General features: G+C 68.4%; 26 protein-coding genes. 12 read left to right on the forward strand and 14 right to left on the reverse strand.

Features of this window, described 5'->3' with window-relative positions; genetic code table 11:
• On the reverse strand, nt 1-331 hold a 331-nt coding region (locus QM569_RS14615), incomplete at its 3' end, for an NAD-binding protein (protein ID WP_414987966.1).
• 48 nt (nt 332-379) lie between these two features.
• Here QM569_RS14615 and QM569_RS14620 point away from each other — a divergent pair.
• The 4 genes from QM569_RS14620 to QM569_RS14635 all read left to right on the forward strand — a co-directional run bounded on the left by QM569_RS14620 (nt 380) and on the right by QM569_RS14635 (nt 3,262).
• Nucleotides 380-1,432, forward strand: a complete 1,053-nt coding sequence (locus QM569_RS14620) for a CDP-6-deoxy-delta-3,4-glucoseen reductase (RefSeq protein ID WP_414987967.1) — start codon at nt 380-382, stop codon at nt 1,430-1,432.
• 38 nt (nt 1,433-1,470) lie between these two features.
• Entirely contained in the window at nt 1,471-2,442 is a 972-nt protein-coding gene (locus QM569_RS14625) for a Bug family tripartite tricarboxylate transporter substrate binding protein (protein ID WP_414987968.1), read from the forward strand.
• Between the two features lie 141 nt (nt 2,443-2,583).
• Entirely contained in the window at nt 2,584-2,829 is a 246-nt protein-coding gene (locus QM569_RS14630) for a hypothetical protein (protein WP_414987969.1), read from the forward strand.
• Nucleotides 2,762-3,262 carry a putative toxin-antitoxin system toxin component, PIN family gene (locus QM569_RS14635; protein WP_414987970.1) on the forward strand — a complete coding sequence of 167 codons (501 nt, stop codon included), beginning with the start codon at nt 2,762-2,764 and terminating at the stop codon, nt 3,260-3,262. The genes QM569_RS14630 and QM569_RS14635 overlap by 68 nt, the downstream gene beginning before the upstream one ends.
• Here the strand turns inward: QM569_RS14635 and folK are convergent.
• From folK to hda, 4 genes are read right to left on the reverse strand one after another with little or no spacing between them, the layout of a single operon-like run.
• Nucleotides 3,207-3,665: a 2-amino-4-hydroxy-6-hydroxymethyldihydropteridine diphosphokinase gene (gene folK, locus QM569_RS14640; RefSeq protein WP_414987971.1), complete on the reverse strand. Its 459-nt coding sequence runs from the start codon at nt 3,663-3,665 to the stop codon at nt 3,207-3,209. The genes QM569_RS14635 and folK overlap by 56 nt on opposite strands.
• Nucleotide 3,666: 1 nt before the next feature.
• Nucleotides 3,667-5,217 carry a polynucleotide adenylyltransferase PcnB gene (gene pcnB / locus QM569_RS14645; protein WP_414987972.1) on the reverse strand — a complete coding sequence of 517 codons (1,551 nt, stop codon included), beginning with the start codon at nt 5,215-5,217 and terminating at the stop codon, nt 3,667-3,669.
• Nucleotides 5,214-5,897: an HAD family hydrolase gene (locus QM569_RS14650; protein WP_414987973.1), complete on the reverse strand. Its 684-nt coding sequence runs from the start codon at nt 5,895-5,897 to the stop codon at nt 5,214-5,216. The genes pcnB and QM569_RS14650 overlap by 4 nt, the downstream gene beginning before the upstream one ends.
• On the reverse strand, nt 5,894-6,580 hold the full coding sequence (gene hda, locus QM569_RS14655) for a DnaA regulatory inactivator Hda (protein ID WP_414987974.1): 687 nt from the start codon (nt 6,578-6,580) through the stop codon (nt 5,894-5,896). The genes QM569_RS14650 and hda overlap by 4 nt, the downstream gene beginning before the upstream one ends.
• A gap of 137 nt (nt 6,581-6,717) precedes the next feature.
• Between hda and purM the strand changes: the two genes are divergently transcribed.
• Nucleotides 6,718-7,752 carry a phosphoribosylformylglycinamidine cyclo-ligase gene (gene purM / locus QM569_RS14660; protein WP_414987975.1) on the forward strand — a complete coding sequence of 345 codons (1,035 nt, stop codon included), beginning with the start codon at nt 6,718-6,720 and terminating at the stop codon, nt 7,750-7,752.
• 6 nt (nt 7,753-7,758) lie between these two features.
• The gene (locus tag QM569_RS14665; protein ID WP_414987976.1) at nt 7,759-8,814 is read left to right on the forward strand and encodes an AI-2E family transporter; all 1,056 of its coding nucleotides are present in this window, start codon (nt 7,759-7,761) and stop codon (nt 8,812-8,814) included.
• A 171-nt stretch (nt 8,815-8,985) separates the two neighbouring features.
• Here the strand turns inward: QM569_RS14665 and ppk2 are convergent, their stop codons facing one another.
• The 5 genes from ppk2 to murJ all read right to left on the reverse strand — a co-directional run bounded on the left by ppk2 (nt 8,986) and on the right by murJ (nt 13,379).
• Nucleotides 8,986-9,894: a polyphosphate kinase 2 gene (gene ppk2, locus QM569_RS14670; RefSeq protein WP_414987977.1), complete on the reverse strand. Its 909-nt coding sequence runs from the start codon at nt 9,892-9,894 to the stop codon at nt 8,986-8,988.
• 63 nt (nt 9,895-9,957) lie between these two features.
• Nucleotides 9,958-10,806, reverse strand: coding sequence for a SirB1 family protein (locus tag QM569_RS14675; RefSeq protein ID WP_414987978.1), 849 nt, complete (start codon nt 10,804-10,806; stop codon nt 9,958-9,960).
• A gap of 341 nt (nt 10,807-11,147) precedes the next feature.
• Complete coding sequence (locus QM569_RS14680) at nt 11,148-11,366, reverse strand: toxin-antitoxin system HicB family antitoxin (RefSeq protein WP_414987979.1); 219 nt, start codon at nt 11,364-11,366, stop codon at nt 11,148-11,150.
• 1 nt (nt 11,367) lies between these two features.
• Nucleotides 11,368-11,784 (reverse strand): putative toxin-antitoxin system toxin component, PIN family, encoded by a 417-nt coding sequence (locus QM569_RS14685; protein ID WP_414987980.1) that lies wholly within the window; start codon nt 11,782-11,784, stop codon nt 11,368-11,370.
• A 29-nt stretch (nt 11,785-11,813) separates the two neighbouring features.
• On the reverse strand, nt 11,814-13,379 hold the full coding sequence (murJ, locus tag QM569_RS14690; RefSeq protein WP_414987981.1) for a murein biosynthesis integral membrane protein MurJ: 1,566 nt from the start codon (nt 13,377-13,379) through the stop codon (nt 11,814-11,816).
• Between the two features lie 89 nt (nt 13,380-13,468).
• Here murJ and rpsT point away from each other — a divergent pair, with 89 nt between their 5' ends.
• Together rpsT and QM569_RS14700 are read left to right on the forward strand one after the other, a co-directional pair.
• A complete protein-coding gene (gene rpsT, locus QM569_RS14695; RefSeq protein ID WP_414987982.1) occupies nt 13,469-13,768 on the forward strand; it encodes a 30S ribosomal protein S20 in 300 nt (99 codons plus the stop codon).
• Between the two features lie 196 nt (nt 13,769-13,964).
• A complete protein-coding gene (locus tag QM569_RS14700) occupies nt 13,965-15,128 on the forward strand; it encodes an AAA family ATPase (protein WP_414987983.1) in 1,164 nt (387 codons plus the stop codon).
• Between the two features lie 3 nt (nt 15,129-15,131).
• Here the strand turns inward: QM569_RS14700 and QM569_RS14705 are convergent, their stop codons facing one another.
• Nucleotides 15,132-15,455 carry a DUF3579 domain-containing protein gene (locus tag QM569_RS14705; RefSeq protein ID WP_414987984.1) on the reverse strand — a complete coding sequence of 108 codons (324 nt, stop codon included), beginning with the start codon at nt 15,453-15,455 and terminating at the stop codon, nt 15,132-15,134.
• A gap of 229 nt (nt 15,456-15,684) precedes the next feature.
• On the opposite strand from QM569_RS14705, the gene QM569_RS14710 reads away from it, so the two are divergent.
• A complete protein-coding gene (locus QM569_RS14710; protein WP_414987985.1) occupies nt 15,685-16,881 on the forward strand; it encodes an aspartate aminotransferase family protein in 1,197 nt (398 codons plus the stop codon).
• A gap of 8 nt (nt 16,882-16,889) precedes the next feature.
• Complete coding sequence (argF, locus tag QM569_RS14715) at nt 16,890-17,810, forward strand: ornithine carbamoyltransferase (protein WP_414987986.1); 921 nt, start codon at nt 16,890-16,892, stop codon at nt 17,808-17,810.
• A gap of 43 nt (nt 17,811-17,853) precedes the next feature.
• On the opposite strand, the gene QM569_RS14720 is transcribed toward argF, so the two are convergent.
• Genes QM569_RS14720 through QM569_RS14730 form a run of 3 tightly spaced genes read right to left on the reverse strand, consistent with a single transcriptional unit; the run spans nt 17,854 to nt 20,218 of the window.
• Nucleotides 17,854-18,078, reverse strand: a complete 225-nt coding sequence (locus QM569_RS14720; RefSeq protein ID WP_414987987.1) for a hypothetical protein — start codon at nt 18,076-18,078, stop codon at nt 17,854-17,856.
• 5 nt (nt 18,079-18,083) lie between these two features.
• On the reverse strand, nt 18,084-19,964 hold the full coding sequence (gene feoB / locus QM569_RS14725; RefSeq protein WP_414987988.1) for a ferrous iron transporter B: 1,881 nt from the start codon (nt 19,962-19,964) through the stop codon (nt 18,084-18,086).
• Entirely contained in the window at nt 19,961-20,218 is a 258-nt protein-coding gene (locus tag QM569_RS14730) for a FeoA family protein (RefSeq protein WP_414987989.1), read from the reverse strand. Before QM569_RS14730 ends, feoB begins: the two co-directional genes overlap by 4 nt.
• A 110-nt stretch (nt 20,219-20,328) precedes the next feature.
• Here QM569_RS14730 and QM569_RS14735 point away from each other — a divergent pair, with 110 nt between their 5' ends.
• Complete coding sequence (locus QM569_RS14735) at nt 20,329-20,661, forward strand: YkgJ family cysteine cluster protein (protein WP_414987990.1); 333 nt, start codon at nt 20,329-20,331, stop codon at nt 20,659-20,661.
• Between the two features lie 85 nt (nt 20,662-20,746).
• Entirely contained in the window at nt 20,747-22,033 is a 1,287-nt protein-coding gene (kynU, locus tag QM569_RS14740) for a kynureninase (protein ID WP_414987991.1), read from the forward strand.
• Nucleotides 22,034-22,265: the final 232 nt, after the last annotated feature.

Raw genomic sequence — 22,265 nt, forward strand, 5'->3', positions numbered from 1 at the left:
CCCGCGCCAGCGCCACCGTGCGCGGGTCGCGCCACCAGCCGTCGCCGCCCGCGCCCTCGCCCGGCGGCGGGGCCAGGTGCAGCACCCGCGTGGCAACACCCGACAGGCGGCGCAGCGTGGCGGCGTCGTCCAGGTTGCCCACCAGCGGGCGCGCGCCCTGGGCGCGCAGCGCGGGAACGCGCGCGGGGCTGGACGTGAGCGCCAGCACCTGCATGCGGCCACCGACCTGGCGCAGCACGCGCTGGCCCACGTCGCCGCAGCCCACGATGAGCAGGCGCTCGCGCCGAAAGCGCGCGGGCAGCGCGCCGAGAGGGGTTTGGTTTGAAGGCAAAATCAGGGCCGTTTTTTTTTGACAAGACCCGGCGAGGATACCCACCCCATGACCAGCGCAGCGACCGCCTTCCAGATCACCGTGCGGCCCAGCGGCCGCGCCTTCAGCGCCAACGCGGGCGAGGCCATCCTGGCGGCGGCCATCAGGAGCGGCGTGGGCCTGCCCTACGGCTGCAAGGACGGCGCCTGCGGCTCGTGCAAGTGCAAAAAGATCAGCGGCGCCGTACACCACGGCGAGCACCAGTCCAAGGCCCTGACGGTCGACGAGGAAGCTGCGGGCCTGGTGCTGACCTGCTGCGCCCGCCCGCTCACGGACGTGGTGCTCGAATCGCGCCAGGTGACCGACGAAAGCGCCTACCCCGTCAAGAAGATGCCCGTGCGCGTGGCGGCGCTTGAAAAGAAATCGCACGACGTGATGCTGGTGCGCCTGCAGTTGCCCGCCGCCGACACCTTCCGCTACCACGCGGGGCAGTACATCGAGTTCATCCTGCGCGACGGCGCGCGCCGCGCCTATTCGATGGCGACCGCGCCCCACGCGCAGGCCCAGGCGCCCGGCGTGGAGCTGCACATCCGCCACATGCCCGGCGGCAAGTTCACCGACCACGTGTTCGGCGCGATGAAAGAGAAGGAAATCCTGCGCGTGGAAGGCCCGTTCGGCAGCTTCTTCCTGCGCGAGGATTCGCCCAAGCCCATCGTCCTGCTGGCCTCGGGCACGGGCTTCGCGCCCATCAAGGCGCTGATCGAACACCTGCAGTTCAAGGGCATCACCCGGCCCGTGGCGCTGTACTGGGGCGGTCGCCGCCCGGGCGACCTGTACCTGCACGACTGGGTGCTGGCCCGCGCGGCCGAGATGCCGCAGCTGACCTACGTGCCCGTCGTCTCCGACGCCCTGCCCGAGGACGGCTGGACGGGTCGCACCGGCTTCGTACACCAGGCGGTGCTCGACGACTTCGCCGACCTCTCGGGCCACCAGGTCTATGCCTGCGGCGCGCCCATCGTGGTGGACTCGGCGCGCGCGGCGTACAGCGCCCATCGCGGCCTGCCGCCCGAGGAATTCTTCGCCGACGCCTTCACCTCCGAGGCGGACAAGCACGGCGGCTGAGGCTGGCGGGTCGAATCAGCGCGCACCATAATGGCGCAATGAACCGCAGACACCACCTTCTCCTCATCGCCGCCGCTGCCACAGCGGCCCTTGCAAGCGCCCCCGCATCCGCGCAGGACACCATCCGCCTGATCGTGCCCTACGCGGCGGGCGGCCCCATCGACGTGACGGCCCGCGCGCTGGCCGAGCGCGTGCGGGACACGCTGGGCACGGTCATCATCGACAACAAGGGCGGTGCGGGCGGCAACATCGGCGCCGACGCCATCGCCAAGGCCGCGCCGGACGGCCTGACCATCGGCATCGCCGCCACCGCCACGCACGCCGTCAACCCCTGGCTGTATTCCAAAATGCCCTACGACGCGGGCAAGGACTTCGCGGGCATCACGCAGATGGTGCGCGTGCCCAACGTGCTGGTCATGAACGCCGCCCGCGCCGAGCAGCTCAAGATCCGCACCGTGGCCGACTTCATCGCCTACGCCCGGGCAAACCCCGCCAGGCTCAACTACGGCAGCGGCGGCAACGGCAGCGCGGGCCACCTGGCGGGCGAGATGTTCAAGCAGCAGGCGGGCATCTACGCCCTGCACATTCCCTACCGGGGCGCCAGCCCCGCGCAGCTGGCGCTGCTGGCGGGCGAGGTGGACTTCAACATCGACAACCTGGCCGCCGCAGCCCCCAACATCCGCTCGGGCAAGCTCCGCGCCCTGGCCGTGACCTCGCTGAACGAATCGCCCATGCTGCCCGGCGTGCCGCCGCTGTCGGCCACGTACAAGGGCTTTTCCATCGACACCTGGTGGGGCCTGGTGGCCCCCGCCGGCACGCCAAAGCCGGTCATCGACAAGCTGAACAAGGCGTTCGTGGCCGCCCTGAATGCGCCCGAAACCAAGACCCGCTTCGCCGCGCTGCTGGCCGAGCCCGTGCCCACCACGCCGCAGCAGTTCGACAGCTTCATGGCGGCAGAGCGGGCCAAGTACCAGCCGCTGGTGAAGGCGTCGGGCGCGAAGGTGGATTGACCAAGAATATGGGTCAAATCGGCCTCCAGCGCTTATGCAGCAAGCGCTGGCAGCTATCAAAAAAGCAAACATCGCCCGCATTGCTGCGCAACCCCATCTCGCAGATACTTGCTAGGCCCATCGACATGGAGACACGCCGCCATGACCACCCTGACCATCCAGTTACCCGACGGCCTCGCCCGGCAAGCGCGCCAGGCCGGGCTGCTTGAGCCGGAACAAGTTGCCGCCCTGATCGGTCAGGCGCTGCGCACACGCGAGGCAAGCTCGCAATTGCGGCAGTTGACGAAAAAACTCGACGCCGACCCGCTCCCACCGATGGATGACGCCGAAATACGGGCCGAAATCGACGCCTACCGCCGTGAAAAGCATGCAGCGGCTGGTCGCTGACACCAACACCATCATCTCGGGCCTTCTCTGGAGTGGCGCACCGCGCCAGATCATCAACAGCACCCACGCCATGTTTTTCAGCAGCCCGGCCCTGCTGGAAGAATTGGCAGGCGTTCTGCGCCGGGCCAAGTTTGCACACCTGCTATCCACACGCAATGTCCGGCCCAATGAACTGTTCGACAGCTTTGCGAAACAGTGCCATCTCGTGTACCCGCACCCCATTGCCCCCACCTGCCGCGACCCTGACGACGACGCCGTGCTGGCCTGCGCGCTGACAGCCGGTGCCGATTGCATCGTCTCTGGCGACAAGGATTTGCTGGTGCTCGGCCATTACCAGCGCATTCCCATCGTGACCGCTGCACAAGCACTGGCAGCTATCAATTCAGGACTTCAATACGCTGCCCCGCCACGGCAGCCAACTGCGCGGCGCTGACCCGCTCGGGCGCGATGTCGGCCAGGGGGCGCAGCACGAAGGCGCGCTCGCCCATGCGCGGGTGGGGCACGGTGAGTTCCGGGGTGGCGATGCGCTCGTCGCCGTACAGCAGCACGTCCAGGTCCAGCGTGCGCGGGGCGTTGCGGTAGGGGCGCTCGCGGCCTGCGGCCTGTTCGATGGCTTGCAGGGCGCGCAGCAGGGCCAGGGGCGCCAGGCGGGTTTGCAGCGCGGCGACGGCGTTGTAGAAGTCCGGCCCCGTGGCGTCCACCGGGGCGCTGCGGTACAGGGGCGAGGTGCGCAACAACTGCGTCTCTGGCAGCGCGGCCAGGGCTTGCAAGGCCGTGCGCAGGGCGGCGGGCGCATCGCCCAGGTTGGCGCCCAGGCCGATGAAAGCGATGGTCACGTCAGGCGGCAGGCGCCGCGCCCTCGCCACCCTCACCGCCGTTGCCACCGCCACCGGGCTTGCGGCGGCGACGGCGGCGCTTCTTGGGGGCGCTGCCTTCGGTCAGCGGCGCGTCGGGCGATTCGGCGGGGGCTGGCTGCGGCACGCGCCGGGCCACCGGTTGCTGCGCCTTCTGGCGGGCGCGCTGTTCCTCGCGGGCCTGGTCCATCAGGTCCTGGCGGCGCTCGTCGTCGGCGCCCTGGAAGTCCTGCCACCACTCGGCCAGGGCTTCCTCGACCTCGCCGATGTCGGCGCGCAGGCGCAGGAAGTCGAACCCGGCGCGAAAGCGCGGCTGCAGGACCATGCCGAAGGGCGTGCTGCCCACGCGCTTTTCAAAGCGGGGCTGCATGACCCAGATTTCGCGCATGTCGGCGGCCAGCTTGCCCCGGCCCGACACGTCGCCGATGCGGCGGTCGAACACTTCGTCGATGGCCTCTTGCAAGGCGGGCAGCGGGTGCTGGCGCTCTGCCAGGCGCTGCGTCCAGCCCGTGCGCACGTCTTCCCACAGCACGCAGGCGAGCAGGAAGCTCGGAGCCACGGGCTTGCCCTCGTTCACGCGGCGGTCGGTGTCCTGCAGCGCGGCCTTGACGAAGGGCGTGTCGGCGCGCTCCACGGCCACGTCCAGCAGCGGGTAGATGCCCCGGGCCATGCCCAGCTTGCGCAGCTGCTCGATGGTGGCGATGGCGTGGCCGGTCTGCAGCAGCTTGAGCATCTCGTCGAACATGCGGCTTTGCGGCACGTCGGCCAGCAGGGTCTGCGACTGCACGAGCGGGGCCGCCGTCTTGGGTTCGATGGTGAAGCCCAGGCCGCTCAACTTGGCGGCAAAGCGCACGGCGCGGATGATGCGCACGGGGTCTTCGCGGTAGCGCGTGGCCGGGTCGCCGATCATGCGCAGGGTCTTTTTCTGCGCGTCCTGGATGCCCTTGTGGTAGTCCACCACGACCTGGGTCACGGGGTCGTAGTACATGGCGTTGACGGTGAAGTCGCGGCGCGTGGCGTCTTCGTCCTGCGGGCCCCAGACGTTGTCGCGCAGGACGCGGCCCGAGGCGTCCACGGCGTGCTGCATGCCTGCCAGCTGGGCCTTGCTGGTCTTTTCGTTGCCGCTCACGGCCTCGGCGGCGGCGTTGTCCAGGTAGGCGCGGAAGGTGGAGACCTCGATGACCTCGTGCTCGCGCCCCCGGCCATGCACCACGTGGACGATGCGAAAGCGCTTGCCGATGATGAACGCGCGGCGAAACAGCCCCTTGACCTGCTCGGGCGTGGCGTTGGTGGCCACGTCGAAGTCCTTGGGGCGCAGGCCCAGCAGCAGGTCGCGCACGGCGCCGCCGACGATGTACGCCTGGTAGCCCGCCTGCTGCAGCGTGGTGACCACGTCCACCGCGCGCCGGTCCACGAGCGCGGGGTTGATGCCGTGTACGCTGGCGGGTACTTCCTCGCGCTTGCCGAATCGCAGCTTGCCGCTGGCGGGCGCGCCGGGCTTGCCCAGCAGTTTGTCGATGAACTTCTTGATCATGGGTGTACGGTGAACAGGTCGAGGATGCGCCAGCCGCGCTGCAGGGCCAGCGCCCGCAGGCGCGGGTCGGGGTTGGTGGCGACGGGGTGATCCACCTTGTCGAGCAGGGGCACGTCGTTCAGGGAGTCGCTGTAGAAGGTGCTCTCCACATCGGCCCAGCCGAGCTGGCGCGCGGCCAGCCATTGTTCCATGCGGTACACCTTGCCCTCGCGCATGGTGGGTATGCCTTCAATTTCCCCGGTGTACCAGCCGCTGGCGTCGCGCGCCAGTTGCATGGCGAGCAGTTGCGAAACGCCCAGGGCGCGGGCGATGGGGGCCGTCACGAACTCGTTGGTGGCGGTGATGATGAGCACCTCGTCGCCCGCGTCCTGGTGCTGGCGCAGCAGGGCCAGGGCCTCGGGGCGGATGGCGGGGCGGATCACCTCGTCCATGAACCGTTCATGCGCGGCGGCGGCCGCCTCGGGGCCGCGCTGGCGCACGGCCTCGGTGGCGAAGTACACGTAGTCGTGTACGTCGAGCGTGCCCGCCTGGTAGTCGGCGTAGAAGGCGGCGTTGCGGCGGGCGAACTCCACGGGGTCGTTCCAGCCGATACGGATGGTGAACTCGCCCCACTCGTAGTCGGAGTCGAGCGGCAGCAGCGTGTGGTCGAGGTCGAACAGGGCGAGGCGGGGGCGGGTCATTCTTCGGAAAGCGCGGCTTTGAGCAGCGGAATGGTGATGGCGCGCTGGGCGCGCAGCGCGAAGGCGTCCAGGCGGTCGAGCAGCAGCATGAGGTGGCCCAGGTCGCGCGAGAAACGGTGCAGCATGTAGTCCATTACCTCGTCGGAGAGGAACACGCCGCGCGCGTCGGCCTCCTGGCGCAGCACGGCGCGGCGCTCGGCCTCGCCGAGCAGTTGCAACTGGAAGATGTGGCCCCAGCCCAGGCGGGTGCGCAGGTCGTCGCGCAGGGGCAGGTCGGCGGGCGGCACGCTGCCCGCGGCCAGCACCCAGCGCGGCATGCCGTTGGCCGGGCTGACGGCGTTGACGAACCAGTTGAAGGCCGTGGCCTGCTGCGCCGTGTCGTACAGGTCAACGTCGTCCATGACGATGGCGGCCCAGCGCTCGTCGAACGCGGGCGGCTCGGCCACGGACGGGTCGAGCCAGCCCACGGCCGCGCCGTGCTCGCGCAGCGCCTGGCGCACGGCGCGCAGCAGGTGCGTCTTGCCGCTGCCGGGCGGCCCCCACAGGTAGGTGGGCACGGGCGAGCGGCTGCCGTCCTCGGCGGCCAGGCGCAGGTGCTGCAATGCGGCCTCGTTGGGGCCCGCGAAGAAGCGCGCCAGGGTGGGCGCGGGGGCCAGGCCGATGTCCAATGCCAACTGCTTCATCGTCAGGTCTGGGGGATTGGCGTGGACAAATAGAAGGGGAAGGTGAGGGGACGCGCGGGCGGCGCACTGTGCGCAACCCGTAAAATCCGCGCAAATTTTAGTGGCACTCGCGCCACGCCCCCTTGGCTGAACATTCCATGACCACCTCTACCCCCATTTCCTACAAAGACGCTGGCGTTGACATCGACGCGGGCGACGCCCTGGTCGAGCGCATCAAGCCTCTCGCCAAGAAGACGATGCGCGAGGGCGTGCTGGCGGGCATCGGCGGCTTCGGTGCGCTGTTCGAGGTGCCCAAGCGCTACCAGGAGCCCGTGCTGGTCAGCGGCACCGACGGCGTGGGCACCAAGCTCAAGCTGGCGTTCGAGTGGAACATGCACGACACCGTGGGCATCGACCTCGTCGCCATGAGCGTGAACGACGTGCTGGTGCAGGGCGCGGAGCCGCTGTTCTTCCTGGACTACTTCGCCTGCGGCAAGCTGGACGTGGACACCGCCGCCGCCGTGGTGGGCGGCATCGCCCGGGGCTGCGAACTGAGCGGCTGCGCGCTGATTGGCGGCGAGACGGCCGAGATGCCCGGCATGTACCCGGCGGGCGAATACGACCTGGCGGGCTTTGCCGTCGGTGCGGTCGAAAAAAGCAAGATCCTCACCGGCAAGGACGTGAAACCCGGCGACATGGTGCTGGGCCTGGCGTCCAGCGGCGTGCATTCCAACGGCTTCAGCCTGGTGCGCAAGTGCATCGAGCGAGCGGGCAATGACCTGCCCGCCACGCTGGACGGCAAGCCCTTCAAGCAGGCCATCATGGAGCCCACGCGCCTGTACGTGAAGAACGTGCTGGCCGCCCTCGCAGCCCACCCCATCAAGGCCCTGGCCCACATCACGGGCGGCGGCCTGCTGGAGAACATCCCCCGCGTGCTGCCCGAGGGCACCGCCGCGCACCTGAAGGCCGGCAGCTGGCCCCAGACCGAACTGTTCGCGTGGCTGCAAAAAACGGCTGCTATCTCCGACATCGAGATGAACCGCACCTTCAACAACGGCATCGGCATGGTGGTGGTGGTGGATGCCGCCCACGCCGAAGCCACCGCCGCCACGCTGCGGGCTGCGGGCGAGCAGGTGTATGCCATCGGCGCCATCGCCCCGCGCGGCAACGGCGCCGCCGTGGTGGTGGCCTGACGGGGTGTGACCGCACCCCAGCCCCCCCGCCCCCTGACCCGGGGCATCGTGGTCGCCAGCTACCTTCTGGTGGCTGGCGCGCTGCTCTTGGTGATGTGGCGCGGCCTGCTGCCCGGCCTGCTGTGCGTGTGCCTGGGCTTTCTGGCCACGCGGGCGCTCGCGCGCTGGCTGTCCGCCGGGCTGGGCCGCCTGCAACGCCAGGCCGTGCCTTCGGCCCGTACGGTCGGGGTGGCGCAGGCCGTGGCCGCCGGGCTGGTGATGCTGCTGCCGCTGGCCCTGCTGGCCCTGGGCGCCACGCATTCGCGCGGCTACATCGTCGAGGCCCCGCAGCAGTACCGCGAGCTGCTGGACTACGTGGCCCGCACCGTGCTGGAGCTGCGCCTGAAGCTGCCCGCCGACGTGGCATCGCATTTGCCCGAGGGCGCGGCCGAGATCCAGCGCGTCATCGCCAGCTACCTGGGCGCCAAGGCCGGGGCGCTGGCCATGGCCGGGCGCGCCTGGCTGGCCGGGCTGCTGTTCGCCTACGTGGGCCTGCTGATCGGGGCGCTGGCCGCCGTGCGCCCGCCCGCACTGGCGCACGGCCCGCTGGCGCAGCAGCTCGCGCAGCGCATCACGCTGTTCGGCGAGGCGTTCCGCCAGATCGTCGCGGCGCAGTTCTGGATCGCCGCGTTCAACACCCTGCTCACCGCCCTGTTCCTGCTGTTCGTGCTGCCCCTGTGGGGCCTGGCGCTGCCCTACACGCCGGTGCTCGTCACCTTCACCTTCCTGGCGGGGCTGGTGCCCATCGTGGGCAACCTGGTGTGCAACGTGGTCATCACCATCGTGGGGCTGTCGGTGTCGCCGCTGGCTGCCGCCGCATGCCTGGGCTTTTTGATATTGATCCACAAGGCCGAGTACGTGATCAACGCCAAGGTGGTGGGCCGCCGCACGCAGATGGGGGTGTGGGAGCTGCTGTCGGTCATGTTCGTGGCCGAGGCGGTGTTCGGGCCCGCCGGGCTGGTGGCGGCGCCGCTGTTCTACGCCTACCTCAAGAAGGAACTGGTCGCGGCGCGCATGGTGTAGACGCTACTAATTCGATAGCTTCTGGCGCTTATCCAGCAAGCGCTTGAGGCCATTTTGGCTTCTTTTTTGGCACCCCTGCCCTTGTCGGCTGCGCCGCTTCCGTACTCTCCAGGTATTTTTGGCCTCCGGCGCTTATTCAGCAAGCGCTGGCAGCTATCCTAACGATAGCAGTCAATAGACTTCGGGCACGACCATGGACGCGGGCACGGGCTGGCGCAGGTACTCGGGGTTGCGCACGCGTGCAGGCAGCGCCACCACGGGGCGCGGCACTTCCTGATACGGCAGTTGCGACAGCAGGTGCGCGATGCAGTTCAGGCGCGCCTTCTTCTTGTCCACCGCCTGCACCACCCACCAGGGCGCCTCGGGGATGTGGGTGCGCTCCAGCATCGTCTCCTTGGCCTTGGTGTAAGCCTCCCAGCGCACGCGGCTTTCCAGGTCCATGGGGCTCAGCTTCCACTGCTTGAGCGGGTCGTGGATGCGGCCCAGAAAGCGCAGATGCTGCTCCTCGTCGGTGATGGAGAACCAGTACTTGACCAGCGTGATGCCCGAGCGCACAAGCATCTTCTCGAACTCGGGCACGGTGCGGAAGAATTCCTCGTACTCCTCGTCGGTGCAAAAGCCCATCACGCGCTCCACACCCGCACGGTTGTACCAGCTGCGGTCGAACAGCACCATCTCGCCCGCTGCGGGCAGATGCGCCACGTAGCGCTGAAAGTACCACTGCGTGCGCTCGCGGTCGTTGGGTGCGGGCAGCGCGGCCACGCGGGCCACGCGCGGGTTCAGGCGCTGGGTGATGCGCTTGATGACGCCGCCCTTGCCAGCGGCGTCGCGGCCTTCGAACAGGATGACCACCTTCTGGCGGCTGTGCTGCACCCAGTCCTGCAGCTTGACGAGTTCGCCCTGCAGGCGGAACAGCTCCTTGAAGTAGCGCTGGCGCGCCAGCTTGTCGGCGGCGCTGGGGGCCGGTGCGTCCAGCCCGTTCAGGTCGCGGTCCTCGATCTCCAGTTCCAGCTCCTCGTCGTAGCTGTCGATCAGGTCGTTGGCGATGCGCTGCATCAAGTCATCGGTGTTCTGGAACATGGTTTTCAGACAGGCACGCAAAAGCGCCATGGTGGCCCGCGCCCATGACAGGGGCGTGACAACTCAGAGCGGCCCGCGCAGCGCGCTCAGGCGGTCGGCGATCAGGTCGATGTCCAGCCCGTCCTCGGCGTGGGCCAGATACGTTTCCAGGTCGGCCACGGCGCGCTCCGTGTTGCCCCGCTCGGCATGGGCCAGGCCGCGGTCGCGCCACTCGCCCCAGGCGTGGGGCAGCAGCACGATCAGGCGGTCCTGCACCGCCAGCAGCCGCTGCCAGTCCTGCTGCGAGCGGTGGATCTCCTTGAGGTTGCGCAGCATGCGGGCAATGATGTCGCGCGGCATGGCCGCCTGCAGGTACAGGCCCAGCGGCACGTCGTAGTCGTCCACCAGGCCGCGCTGGCGCTTGTAGGGCTCCAGCCGCTCGGCCAGCTCCTCGCGGCTCAGGGACTGGCCCGTGACGGGGTCCAGCACCACCTGCCCCTTGGGCAGCAGCACCTTGACCATGAAGTGCCCCGGAAACGCGATGCCCCGCGCATGCAGGCCCAGGCCCTGGGCCAGTTCCATCCACAGCACGGCCAGACTGATAGGGATGCCCCGGCGCGTGCGCAGCACCGCGTTGAGGTAGCTGTTCTCGGGGTCGTAGTAGTTGTTGACGTTGCCGCCGAAGCCCAGGTCGGCAAAGAAGAACTGGTTGAGCGCGCGCAGACGCTGCAGCGCGGGCGCATCAGCGGGCAGGCGGCGGCGCACGCGGGCGAGCAACTGGTCCACGTCACCCAGCAGTTGCTGCACGTCCAGGTCGGGGTATTCGTCGTGGGCCAGGCAGGCGGCGGCTTCGAGCAGCGGAAAGTGATCGTCGCTTTGCACCAGCGATGCAAAGTACTCCAGTGAGGAGGGAACGGAAAGGCTCAGGGGCATGGCAGGGTTTAAGAACGTGTTTACGATCTGTTCATGGTGCCCGTTGCCCCGCAAAGGCAGTGGATGCAAGGCGCCCACCGCAAGCCGCACTCATGTGCGGCGAGGATGGGCAACGCAGCAGACGCTGCCTTTGCGGGGCAACCCTTCGGGCAAGGCAGCAAAAGACCGCACTCGTCGTTGCGCACCTTGTCCAGGCCACCAGCATGGCCTGCGCCGCGCGCCTAGATTGCGGCCTTTTGCTGCCTTGCGGGCACCATGAACAGATCGTAAACACGTTCTACGCGCCGCGCCTGGCAGCGTCAAGCGATAGAAAGAGCGGATTCGGGGGACATATACGGGCTTCAATGGCCTGCCGCTTTCTCCAGCAGTTCCAGCCCGCGCCCGGCGCGGTTCGCGCCCCGTTCCGCGCGCAGCTTGAAGCGGGTTTCCGCATCGAACTCGGCCAGCATCAAGGTCGCCATCTCGTCGATGAGGCGGTTGAGCGGCGTGCCCCGGCTTTGCGCCAGGGCCTTGAGGCGGCGGTATTTCTCGTCGGGCAGACGCACGGTCAAGGCGGTCATTTCACAGCTCCTGCAAAAAATCCTCGGGGGCAACGACCCGCAGGCCGGGGAACCGCAGTTCCATCGCACGCAGATCGCGCAAGTTGCGCGTCACCAGCCGGTCTGCGGCTCCGGCCACGGCCAGCTCCACCAAATGGTTGTCTCCTTCGTCTCGCAGATTGGGGCGCCACAGGTAATACACCCGCGTCCATTCGCAGCACGACAGGAAGATGTCCAGCAACTCGTCGCGTTCGCCCCCATCGAGGCGGCATGCGCGAAACAAGGCTTCGCGTTGCAGCACATCCTCGTACTCAGCCAGCAGGGCCGCCCCCATCAACGGCAGGCAGCGCTGGCGCAGGCAGGCTTCGATCACTCCCCGCGAAGCGCCGAACCCCATACAGGCGCCGACGAAGACATTGGTGTCGATGACCACGCGCATGGCTGCATGGTAGCAAAAATGCCACCAAACTAGCGCCGCAGGAGCTGCCGCAGCTTGAGCCCCGCCGCCCACAGCGCGCCGAAATAGACCACGGCGGCACCCGCCATCAGCGCGGCCAGCAGGCTCACGCGCCGCGCGGCCTGGCCCTTCATGTCCACCCAGTCGAAATACTGCGCGCCCCATACCAGCAGCACGGCCAGCAGGGCGCTGGCGGCCACCACCTGCAGCGCGAACCTGCCCCAGCCCGGCTGCGGCTGGTAGCTGCCGCGCCGCAGCAGGCCGATCAGCAGCCACAGCGCGTTGACGAGCGCCCCCAGGCCGATGGACAGCGCCAGGCCCGCGTGCGCGATCCACGGCACCAGGGCAATGTTGAGCAGCTGCGTGACGACCAGCACCACGATGGCGATCTTGACGGGCGTGCGGATGTCCTGGCTGGCGTAGTAGCCGGGCGCCAGCACCTTGACCGCCACGATGCCCACCAGCCCCGCGCCGTAGCCCGACAGCGCCAGCGCGATCTGCCCCACGTCGCCGTCGGTGAGCTTGCCGTAGTGGAACAGCGTGGCGACCAGCGGCGTGGCGAAGGTGAGCAGCGCCACGGCGCAGGGCACGGCCAGCAGCACCACGATGCGCAAGCCCCAGTCGAGCATGGCGGAATACTTTTGTGCATCGCCCGCCGCCTTGGCCGCCGTGAGCTGCGGCGTGAGCACCACGCCCAGCGCCACGCCCAGCAGCGCGGTGGGGAACTCCATGAGCCGGTCGGCATAGAACAGCCAGGTGACGCTGCCCGGCGCGAGGTACGAGGCGATCTGGGTGTTGATCATCAGCGAGATCTGCGCCACGCCCACGCCCAGCACGGCGGGGCCCATGAGCGTGAGCACGCGGCGCACGCCCGGCGCGGCCCAGGCGGCGCGCACGGCGCCCCAGGTGACGCCGATGCGCGGCAGCAGCCCCAGGCGCAGGAGCGCGGGCACCTGCACCGCGAGCTGCAGCACGCCGCCCAGCATCACGCCGCCCGCCATGGCGTAGATGGGCTCGATGCCGCGCGCCTCGAACTGCGGCGCGCCCAGCAGGGCGGCGGCGATCATGCAGACGTTGAGCAGCACCGGCGACGCCGCAGGCACGGCAAAGTGCCGCCAAGTGTTGAGGATGCCCGCCGACAGCGCCACCAGCGACATGAAGCCGATGTAGGGGAACATCCAGCGCGTCATGAGCACGGCGGCGTCGTACGCCCCGCCACTCTGGCGCAGGCCGCTGGCGAGCAGCCACACCAGCACGGGCGCGCCCAGCACGCCCAGGATGCAGGTCAGCAGCAGCACCCAGGCCAGGGCGGTGGCGACGGCGGAGATGAGTTGCTTGGTGGCCTCCTCGCCCTGCTGCGTGCGCGTGGTGCCCAGCACGGGCACGAACGCCTGGCTGAACGCCCCTTCGGCGAACAGGCGGCGGAACAGGTTGGGGATGCGGAAGGCGACCTGGAAGGCGTCGGTCAGGGCGTTGGCCCCGAAGATCGATGCCATGAGCAGTTGGCTCATCAGCCCCGTCACGCGCGAGGCCAGGGTGAGCAAAGAGACGGTGGAAGCGGCTTTGAGCAGGGACACCGGCGGGAGTGTAGCGCCCCGGCAAAAGCGCCCTGGGCTATAATCGCAGGCTTTGCTGGCAACATCCACAAACCTTTAGGAACGAATCAATGGCATCCACCAAGCCCAAGAAAAAGAACCCGCGCCTGGCGTCGGGCCGCAAACGCGTCCGCCAGGACGTGAAGATCAACGCCGCGAACACCTCGCTGCGCTCCAAGTACCGCACGGCAGTCAAGAACGTCGAGAAGGCTGTTCTGGCTGGCGACAAGACCAAGGCGAGCGAACTGTTCGCCAAGATGCAGGCCGTGGTTGACTCCGTGGCCGACAAGGGCATCTTCCACAAGAACAAGGCCGCCCGCGACAAGAGCCGCCTGTCCGCCAAGGTGAAAGCCCTGGCACTTGCCGCTTAATTTCACCGCCTGACCTTTTCAGGCCAACAGCCCGGGCGGCCATCCGCCGCCCGCCGTTTGTCACGGGTGCGCTGCCAGCAACGAACAAAACCGCCTTCGGGCGGTTTTTTCGTTGGGGAACCGGTTCTTGATCGTCGCTTTACGGTAAATTATTGAATTGGCATAATTATACGAATTTCATAAAACACCCTAAACCATGACCTTCCACCGCACAGCCCTGGCACAGCAGATGGCTACCCAGTTGCTGCGGCCCTCGTTCCTGGACACCTCGCTGCGCTCGGGCCTGTTCCTGTCGGGCCAGCGGCGGGTGGGCAAGACCACGTTCCTTGCCACCGACCTCATCCCCGCCCTGGAGGCGCTGGGCGCCATCGTGGTCTATGTGGATTTGTGGAGCCAGCCCCAGTCCAACCCGGCGGACTTGGTGCATGAAGCCATACGCAAGGCGCTCAAGGAGTTGCAGACGCCCGGCTCGGCCATTTTGCGGCGGCTCAAAGAGGTGTCGAGCATCGACGCGGGCGCGGCGGGCTTCCAGTTCGGCTTCAAGCTCGCGGACGTGGGCAAGGACAAGGGCGTGAGCCTGGCCCAGGCGTTCACGGAGCTGATCGACCAGGCGCGCACGGACGTGGTGCTGATCGTGGACGAGGTGCAGCACGCGCTGGGCAGCGCCGATGGCGACACGCTGCTGCACGCGCTCAAGGCCACGCGCGACGCCATCAACACGCGGCCCGGCACGCCGGGCCATTTCCTGTTCATCGGCACAGGGTCGCACCGCGCCCGGGTGCAGGAGCTGACGATCAAGGGCAACCAGGCATTCAACGGCGCGGTGACCAACGAGTTTCCGGTGCTGGGGCGGGACTTCATCGACTACGTGCTGGCGCAGGTGCGCCCACAGCTTGGCGCGATGCTGCCGTCGGCGGACGTGGCCGAAGCCGCCTTCAAAAGCATGGGCAGCCGACCCGAGGAGCTGATGAAAGCCCTGAATGTCCTGCGCAGCCTGCCGCCGGGCGCCCAGGCCGACGAGCACCTGCCCACCATCGCGCAGTCGCTGGGCGCTGCGGCGACCGACGTGGAGATTCAGAAAGTGGAGGCCATGGGGCCGTTGGCCGAGGCCGTGTTCTCGCGCATTTGCAGCATCGGGGGCGAAGTCAGGGGCGTGTTCACGGCGGAAGCCCTGGGCGCCTACGCGGCACAGATCGGGCGCGAGGCAACGGCGCAGGAGGTGCAGGGCGTTCTGGGCATGATGACCGCCGCCAACCTGCTCATGCGCGTGAAGCATGGCCACTACGGTGTGACCGACCCGTTCGTTGAAAAAGCCTGGGTCGCCAAGCTGCAGGCCGACAGACTGCTGCTGGGCGGTTGATTTTCAGGGCGTGGGCTGCGGCGCGTCCGGCAGCAGACAAGCCTCGGCCACCTGCAGGTTGTTGTCGCGCGCGAAGTTGATGACGAAGTCCCAGGCCATGGGCTCGCAATCGCGCAGATCGCGGTTCACCACCACGCACTTCACGCCGCCCAGCGTGGTCGGAATGCACCAGGGCGAATAGCTCAGGTGGCTGCCGGGGCGACTACCGCCGGGGCGGAACTGGCTCATCACTCCGGCCAGCCGCTCGGCCCAGTCACTGGGCCGGAAGGTCTTTCCGTCGTGGGTGATGCCCTGGATGAAGACTTCTTTGGAGCTGGGAGAAACCATCGGGGGGTAGGTGTGGTGAGGGACGCGCCAGACACAGGATCGCTGCATGCTGCACTGCAGCGTACATTGTAACTCTTATATAAGAGCTGACCCGCTCCAGCACGCCCTGGCGGCATGCAGTTTCCGTGCCCGAGGGCATTGCAGTGATGCGCAATCGTCAACAGCCGCGCCATGGGCCGCGCCTAGAATCGTGCTTCGTTTTTGACACCCGCCTTCTGGAGACCCTTGCATGACCGCTTTCATCGAAGCCGCCTCGCCCCACGTGATGAACACCTATGGCCGCGTACCCATCGCGCTGGCCCGTGGGCAGGGCTGCCGCGTCTGGGACGTGAACGGCAAGGAATACCTGGACGGCCTGGGCGGCATCGCCGTCAACACGCTGGGCCACAACCACCCCCGGCTGGTGCCCGCGCTGCAAGACCAGATAGCCAAGCTGATCCACACGTCCAACTACTACCACGTGCCGGGCCAGGAGCAGCTCGCCGCCAAGCTGGTGGAGCTGTCGGGCATGACCAACGTGTTCTTCTGCAACTCGGGCCTGGAGGCCAACGAGGCAGCGCTGAAGATCGCGCGCAAGTACGGCGTGGATAAAGGCATCGCCAAGCCCGAGATCGTGGTCTATGAGCGCGCCTTCCACGGCCGGTCGATTGCCACCATGTCCGCCACGGGCAACCCCAAGATCCACAACGGCTTCGGCCCGCTGGTCGAGGGCTTCATCCGCGTGCCCATGAACGACATCGAGGCCATCCAGAAGGCCACCGAGGGCAACCCCAACGTGGTCGCGGTGTTCTTCGAGACCATCCAGGGCGAAGGCGGCATCAACCCCATGCGCGTGGACTATTTGCAGCAGTTGCGCAAGCTCTGCGACGAGCGCGGCTGGCTGATGATGATCGACGAGGTGCAGTGCGGCGTGGGCCGCACCGGCAAGTGGTTTGCCCACCAATGGGCGGGCATCGTGCCGGACGTGATGCCGCTCGCCAAGGGCCTGGGCTCGGGCGTGCCGATTGGCGCAGTCGTGGCAGGCCCCAAGGCCGCCAACGTGCTGCAACCCGGCAACCATGGCACCACCTTTGGCGGCAACCCGCTGGCGATGCGCGCCGGGGTGGAGACGCTGCGCATCATGGAAGAAGACGGCCTGCTGCACAACGCCGCCACGGTGGGCGCGCACCTGAAGGCCGCGCTGCAGCGCGAGCTGGGCAGCCTGCCCGGCGTGAAGGACGTGCGCGGCCAGGGCCTGATGCTGGGCGTGGAGCTTGCCAAGCCCTGCGGCGCACTCATCGCCCGCGCCGCCGAGGCGGGCCTGCTCCTGTCCGTCACGGCGGACACCGTGATCCGCCTCGTGCCCCCGCTGATCCTCACCACTGCCGAGGCCGACGAGATCGTCGCCAAGCTGACCCCGCTGGTCAAAGCCCTGCTGGCCGAATGAGACAACCCATGAAGCACTACCTGCAATTCACCGACCTCACCGCCGACGAATACGCCTACCTGTTCGAGCGCGCCGCGCTCATCAAGAAGAAGTTCAAGAGCTACGAAAAGCACCACCCCCTGGTGGATCGCACGCTGGCGATGATCTTCGAGAAGGCCAGCACGCGCACGCGGGTGAGCTTCGAGGCGGGCATGTACCAGCTGGGCGGCTCGGTCGTCCACCTGACCACGGGCGACAGCCAGTTGGGCCGCGCCGAGCCGATCGAAGACAGCGCCAAGGTCATCAGCCGCATGACCGACCTGGTGATGATCCGCACCTTTGAGCAGGCAAAGATCGAGCGCTTTGCCGCCAACTCGCGCGTGCCCGTCATCAACGGCCTGACCAACGAATACCACCCCTGCCAGATCCTGGCGGACATCTTCACCTACATCGAGCACCGGGGTTCCATCGCGGGCAAGACCGTGGCCTGGGTGGGCGACGGCAACAACATGGCCAACACCTGGCTGCAGGCCGCCGCGCTGCTGGGCTTCAAGGTACACGTGAGCACACCGCGCGGCTACGAGATTGATGAGAAATTGGCCTCTAGCCCAAGCGGGACAAGCGCTGGCAGCTATCAATTCTTTAGCAACCCGCTGGACGCCTGCCGGGGCGCAGACCTCGTCACCACCGACGTGTGGACGAGCATGGGCTACGAGGCCGAGAACGAGGCGCGCAAAAAAGCCTTTGCCGACTGGCGCGTGGACGCCGAGATGATGGCCGCCGCAAAGCCCGACGCCCTGTTCATGCACTGCCTGCCCGCGCACCGGGGCGAGGAAGTGGATGCGGACGTGATCGACGGGCCGCAATCGGTGGTCTGGGACGAAGCGGAAAACAGAATGCACGTGCAGAAGGCACTCATGGAGTACCTTTTGCTGGGCCGGGTTGCATGAAGTAATCAGCCTCTAGCGCTTATGCACCAAGCGCCAGCAGCTATCAATTTGATTGCTGCCGAGAGCGCGGCATGGCGACCGTCTTTTCCTCGGGCGGCTGCTGTCCCGACCCGCAACTGCCGCAACTGCTGCACCCGCCATCGTCCCCGCCGCAGCCGGGCGCGGGCTTCACGCCCAGCCGCTGCAGCCAGCCTTTAGGCAGGTAGCGCCAGCCCACGTAGAGCGCGGCGGCGATGACGATCAAGCCGACAACCAGGTTCTGCGCCATAAAAACTACCCCCCGCCCAATGCCAGGGCCACGCGGTAGGTCACGAAGCTGGCCGCATACGCCATGGCGAACAAATACACCGTCATGAGGGCCGGGTAACGCCAGCCGTTCGTCTCGCGCCGCACGGCGGCGATGGTTGAAATGCACTGCGGCGCGAACACGTACCACGCCAGCAGCGACAGGGCCGTCGCCAGCGACCACGAGCCCGCGATCAGCGCGCCGAGCTGGCGCTCCACCTCGTCGCCCGTGGCCGAGAGCGCATAGACCGTGCCCAGCGCGCTCACCGCCACCTCGCGCGCGGCCATGCCGGGCACCAGGGCGATGGCGATCTGCCAGTTGAAGCCGATGGGCGCGACGATCACCTCCAGCCAGCGGCCCAGTTGCCCCGCCAGGCTGTAGGTGATAGCGGGCTGCGTGGCCCCTTCGGGCGCGCCGGGGTAGGACGACAGGAACCACAGCAGCACGGTGATGGCGAGGATGATGCCGCCCACGCGCTGGATGAAGATAACGGCACGCTCGTACAGGCCGTGGGCCAGGCCGCGCAGGCTGGGCCAGCGGTAGGCGGGCAGCTCCATCATCAGCGGCGTGGCGCGCGTGTCGCGGCGGGCCAGCTTGGCGACGGCGGCCACGGCCATGGCGGCCACGATGCCCGCCAGGTACAGCGCGAACAGCACCACGCCTTGCAGGTTGAACACGCCCGCCACCGTGCGGTCGGGGATGAAGGCGGCGATAAGCAGCGCGTACACCGGCAGCCGGGCCGAGCAGGTCATGAGCGGCGCGATCATGATCGTCACCAGCCGGTCGCGCCAGTCGGTGATGGAGCGCGTGGCCATCACGCCCGGCACGGCGCAGGCAAAGCTGGACAGCAGCGGGATGAACGAGCGCCCCGACAGGCCCACGGTGCCCATCACGCGGTCGAGCAAAAAGGCCGCGCGCGGCAGGTAGCCCGAGTCTTCCAGCGCCAGGATGAACAAGAACAAAAACAGGATTTGCGGCAAAAACACCAGCACCCCGCCCGCCCCGGCCAGCACGCCGTCGGTGAGCAGGCTGCGCAACGGGCCGTCGGCCATGTGCGCATTGACCTGCGTGGTGAGCCAGGCCACGCCGTCCTCGATCCACCCCTTGGGCAGCTCGGCCCAACTGAACACGGCCTGGAACATCAGGAACAGCGTGGCGGCCAGGATGAACAGGCCCCAGACGGGGTGCAGCACCACGGCGTCGATGCGGTCGTCGGCGCGCAGGCTGACGGGCGGCATGCGCACGGCCAGGGCCATGATGCGGCGCACCTCCTGGTGGGTGCGCAGCACGTCCTGCTCGGCGTCTGCGCCCGCCGCCGGGGCGGACGTGGTGGATGCGGCGGGCATGGCCGTGTCCAGCCACTGCAGCAGCTCGTCGGCACCGCCGCCGCGCACGCCCACGGTCGCCAGCACGGGCATGCCCAGCTCGCGCGCGAGGGCCTCGCGGTCGATGGCGATGCCCTGGCGCTCGGCCACGTCCATCATGTTGAGCACCAGCACCATGGGCAGGCCCAGGGCGCGGGCTTCGAGCACCAGGCGCAGGTTCAGGCGCAGGTGGGTGGCGTCGGTCACGCACACCAGCAGGTCGGGCACGGGTTCGCCCGCGCGCTGGCCGTACACGATGTCGCGGGTGACGGCTTCGTCCAGGCCCTGGGCGTGCAGGCTGTAGGCGCCGGGCAGGTCCAGCACGTACACGCGGCGACCGCTGGCGGTGTGCAGAAAGCCTTCCTTGCGCTCGACGGTCACGCCCGCGTAGTTGGCGACCTTCTGGCGCGCGCCGGTGAGCAGGTTGAACAGGGCGGTCTTGCCGCAGTTGGGGTTGCCCAGCAGGGCGATCCGCAGGGTTTCGGGCGGCGGGGCAGTGTTCATTGCGCGGCTTCCCGCTGCACCGTCACCAGCGACGCCTCGCGCCGCCGCAGCGCGAAGGTGGCCTGGCCCACGCGCACGGCGATGGGCTCGCCGCCCAGGCCGCCGCGCGCGACCACGCGCACGGGCTCGCCGGGCAGAAAGCCGATCTCCAGCAGGCGCCGGACGATGCCGCGCTCCTGCGCGTCGCTGGCGGGGTTCAGGCCCGTGACGCGGGCGCGGGCGTGCAGGGGCAGTTGGTCGAGCCCGTGTTCCATGGTCTTCCTGTTGTTGTGGATGCCTGCGGCATTGATCCGCCATTGTAGGAAGGGGTTCCCCTGCCCTCGCCGCCTGTCCGGCACGGGGGGATGCCGGACAATGGCGCCCCATGCCTGACGCCATCCACCCCTGCCTGACCTGCGGCGCCTGCTGCGCGAGCTTTCGCGTGGACTTCTCGGCGCACGAGACCGAGGCACAGGGCGGCAGCGTGCCCGATGGGCTGGCGGTTGACGTCACCGACACCACCCGCCGCATGCGCGGCACCGACCATTCGCCCGCCCGCTGCGCGGCGCTGACCGGCAAGGTGGGCGCGCGGGCGGCCTGCGGCATCTACGAATGGCGGCCATCGCCCTGCCGCGAGTTCGAGGCGGGCAGCCCCGCCTGCGAGCGGGCGCGCATGCGGCACGGGCTGCCGCCGGTTCCCGAGGGGTTGCTGATTTGAATGACACACCAAGACTTCAGGTCAAATCGGCCTCCAGCGCTTATCTGACAGGCGCGATCAGCTATAAAAACAGAAGCAAACCTCCATGACCACCACCCTGCAAGACTGCCGCGCCCTCGACGCGCAAGACCCGCTGGCCCCGCTGCGCGCGCACTTCACGCTGCCGCCGGGGGTGATCTACCTGGACGGCAACTCGCTGGGCGTGCTGCCCAAGGCAACCGCCGCCCGCGTGGCCGACGTGGTGGCGCGCGAATGGGGGGCGGACCTGATCCAGTCGTGGAACACCGCCAGCTGGTTCGACCTGCCCCAGCGCCTGGGCGACCAGCTCGCGCCGCTCATCGGCGCGCGCCCCGGCGAGGTGATGTGTACCGACACCACGTCCATCAACCTGTTCAAGGTATTGAGCGCCGCGCTCAACATCGCCCGCGCCGACAGCCCGGCGCGCAGGCGCGTGGTGAGCGAGCGCAGCAACTTCCCTACCGACCTCTACATCGCCGAGGGGCTGTGCCAGGAGCGCGGCCTGGATCTGCTGCTGGTGGAGCCGGGCGAGATCGCCGCGTCGCTCACCCCTGACGTGGCCGTGCTGATGCTGACCCACGTGAACTACCGCACCGGCGCCATGCACGACATGGCCGCCCTCACCGCCGCCGCGCAGGCGCGGGGCATTCTGTGCATCTGGGACCTGTGCCACAGCGCGGGCGCGGTGCCGGTCGATCTGCACGGGGCCAACGCCGACTTTGCGGTGGGCTGCGGCTACAAGTACCTCAACGGCGGGCCGGGCGCCCCGGCCTTCGTGTGGGTACACCCGCGCCATGCGGACAGGCCGGATGCGAAGTTCTTGCAGCCCCTGTCCGGCTGGTGGGGCCACGCCGCGCCGTTCGCGTTCACGCCCGGCTACCAGCCCGCGCCGGGCATCACGCGCTACCTGTGCGGCACGCAGCCCATCATCAGCCTGTCGGCGCTGCAGTGCGGGCTGGACGTGTTCACCGCCGCCGAAGCCCTGGGCGGCATGGCGGCGCTGCGCACAAAGTCGCTGGCGCTCACCGACCTGTTCATCGCACTCGTCGAGGAGCGCTGCGCGGGCCACGGCCTGGGCCTGGCCACGCCGCGCGACCACGCGCAGCGCGGCTCGCAGGTGTGCCTGACCCGTGCCGAATATGCCTACGCCATCGTGCAAGCCCTCATCGCCCGCCGCGTGGTCGGCGACTTCCGCAAGGGCGATGGCGCGTACCCGGACATCCTGCGCTTCGGCTTCACGCCGCTGTACCTGGGCTTCGAGGACGTGTGGAATGCCGTGGAGCACCTGCGCCAGGTGCTCGACAGCGGCGAATGGCAGCGCCCCGAGTTCAACCAACGGAATGCCGTGACCTGAGCACGGCAGCTTGACCCGAACGGCCCGGTGCCGCACGCCGCCCGCCATGGGGCATCCCCGGGATGGAGAGTGGGGGAGTGATCGCTTTGGCACTGACCGGGGCTGTGGATAAGTTTGGCCCTCGCTAATGCTGGCGCGGGTTTGCGGGCGATTCTAGGCTCTGCTGGTGCGACGGTGGCTTTGGCACGGAATGGGCGGCCCAAGGGGCAGGAATGGCCATTTTGGGCCGGCT

Origin of the sequence: Acidovorax sp. (assembly GCF_047607405.1) — a bacterium.
Classification (GTDB): Bacteria; Pseudomonadota; Gammaproteobacteria; order Burkholderiales; family Burkholderiaceae_C; genus Acidovorax.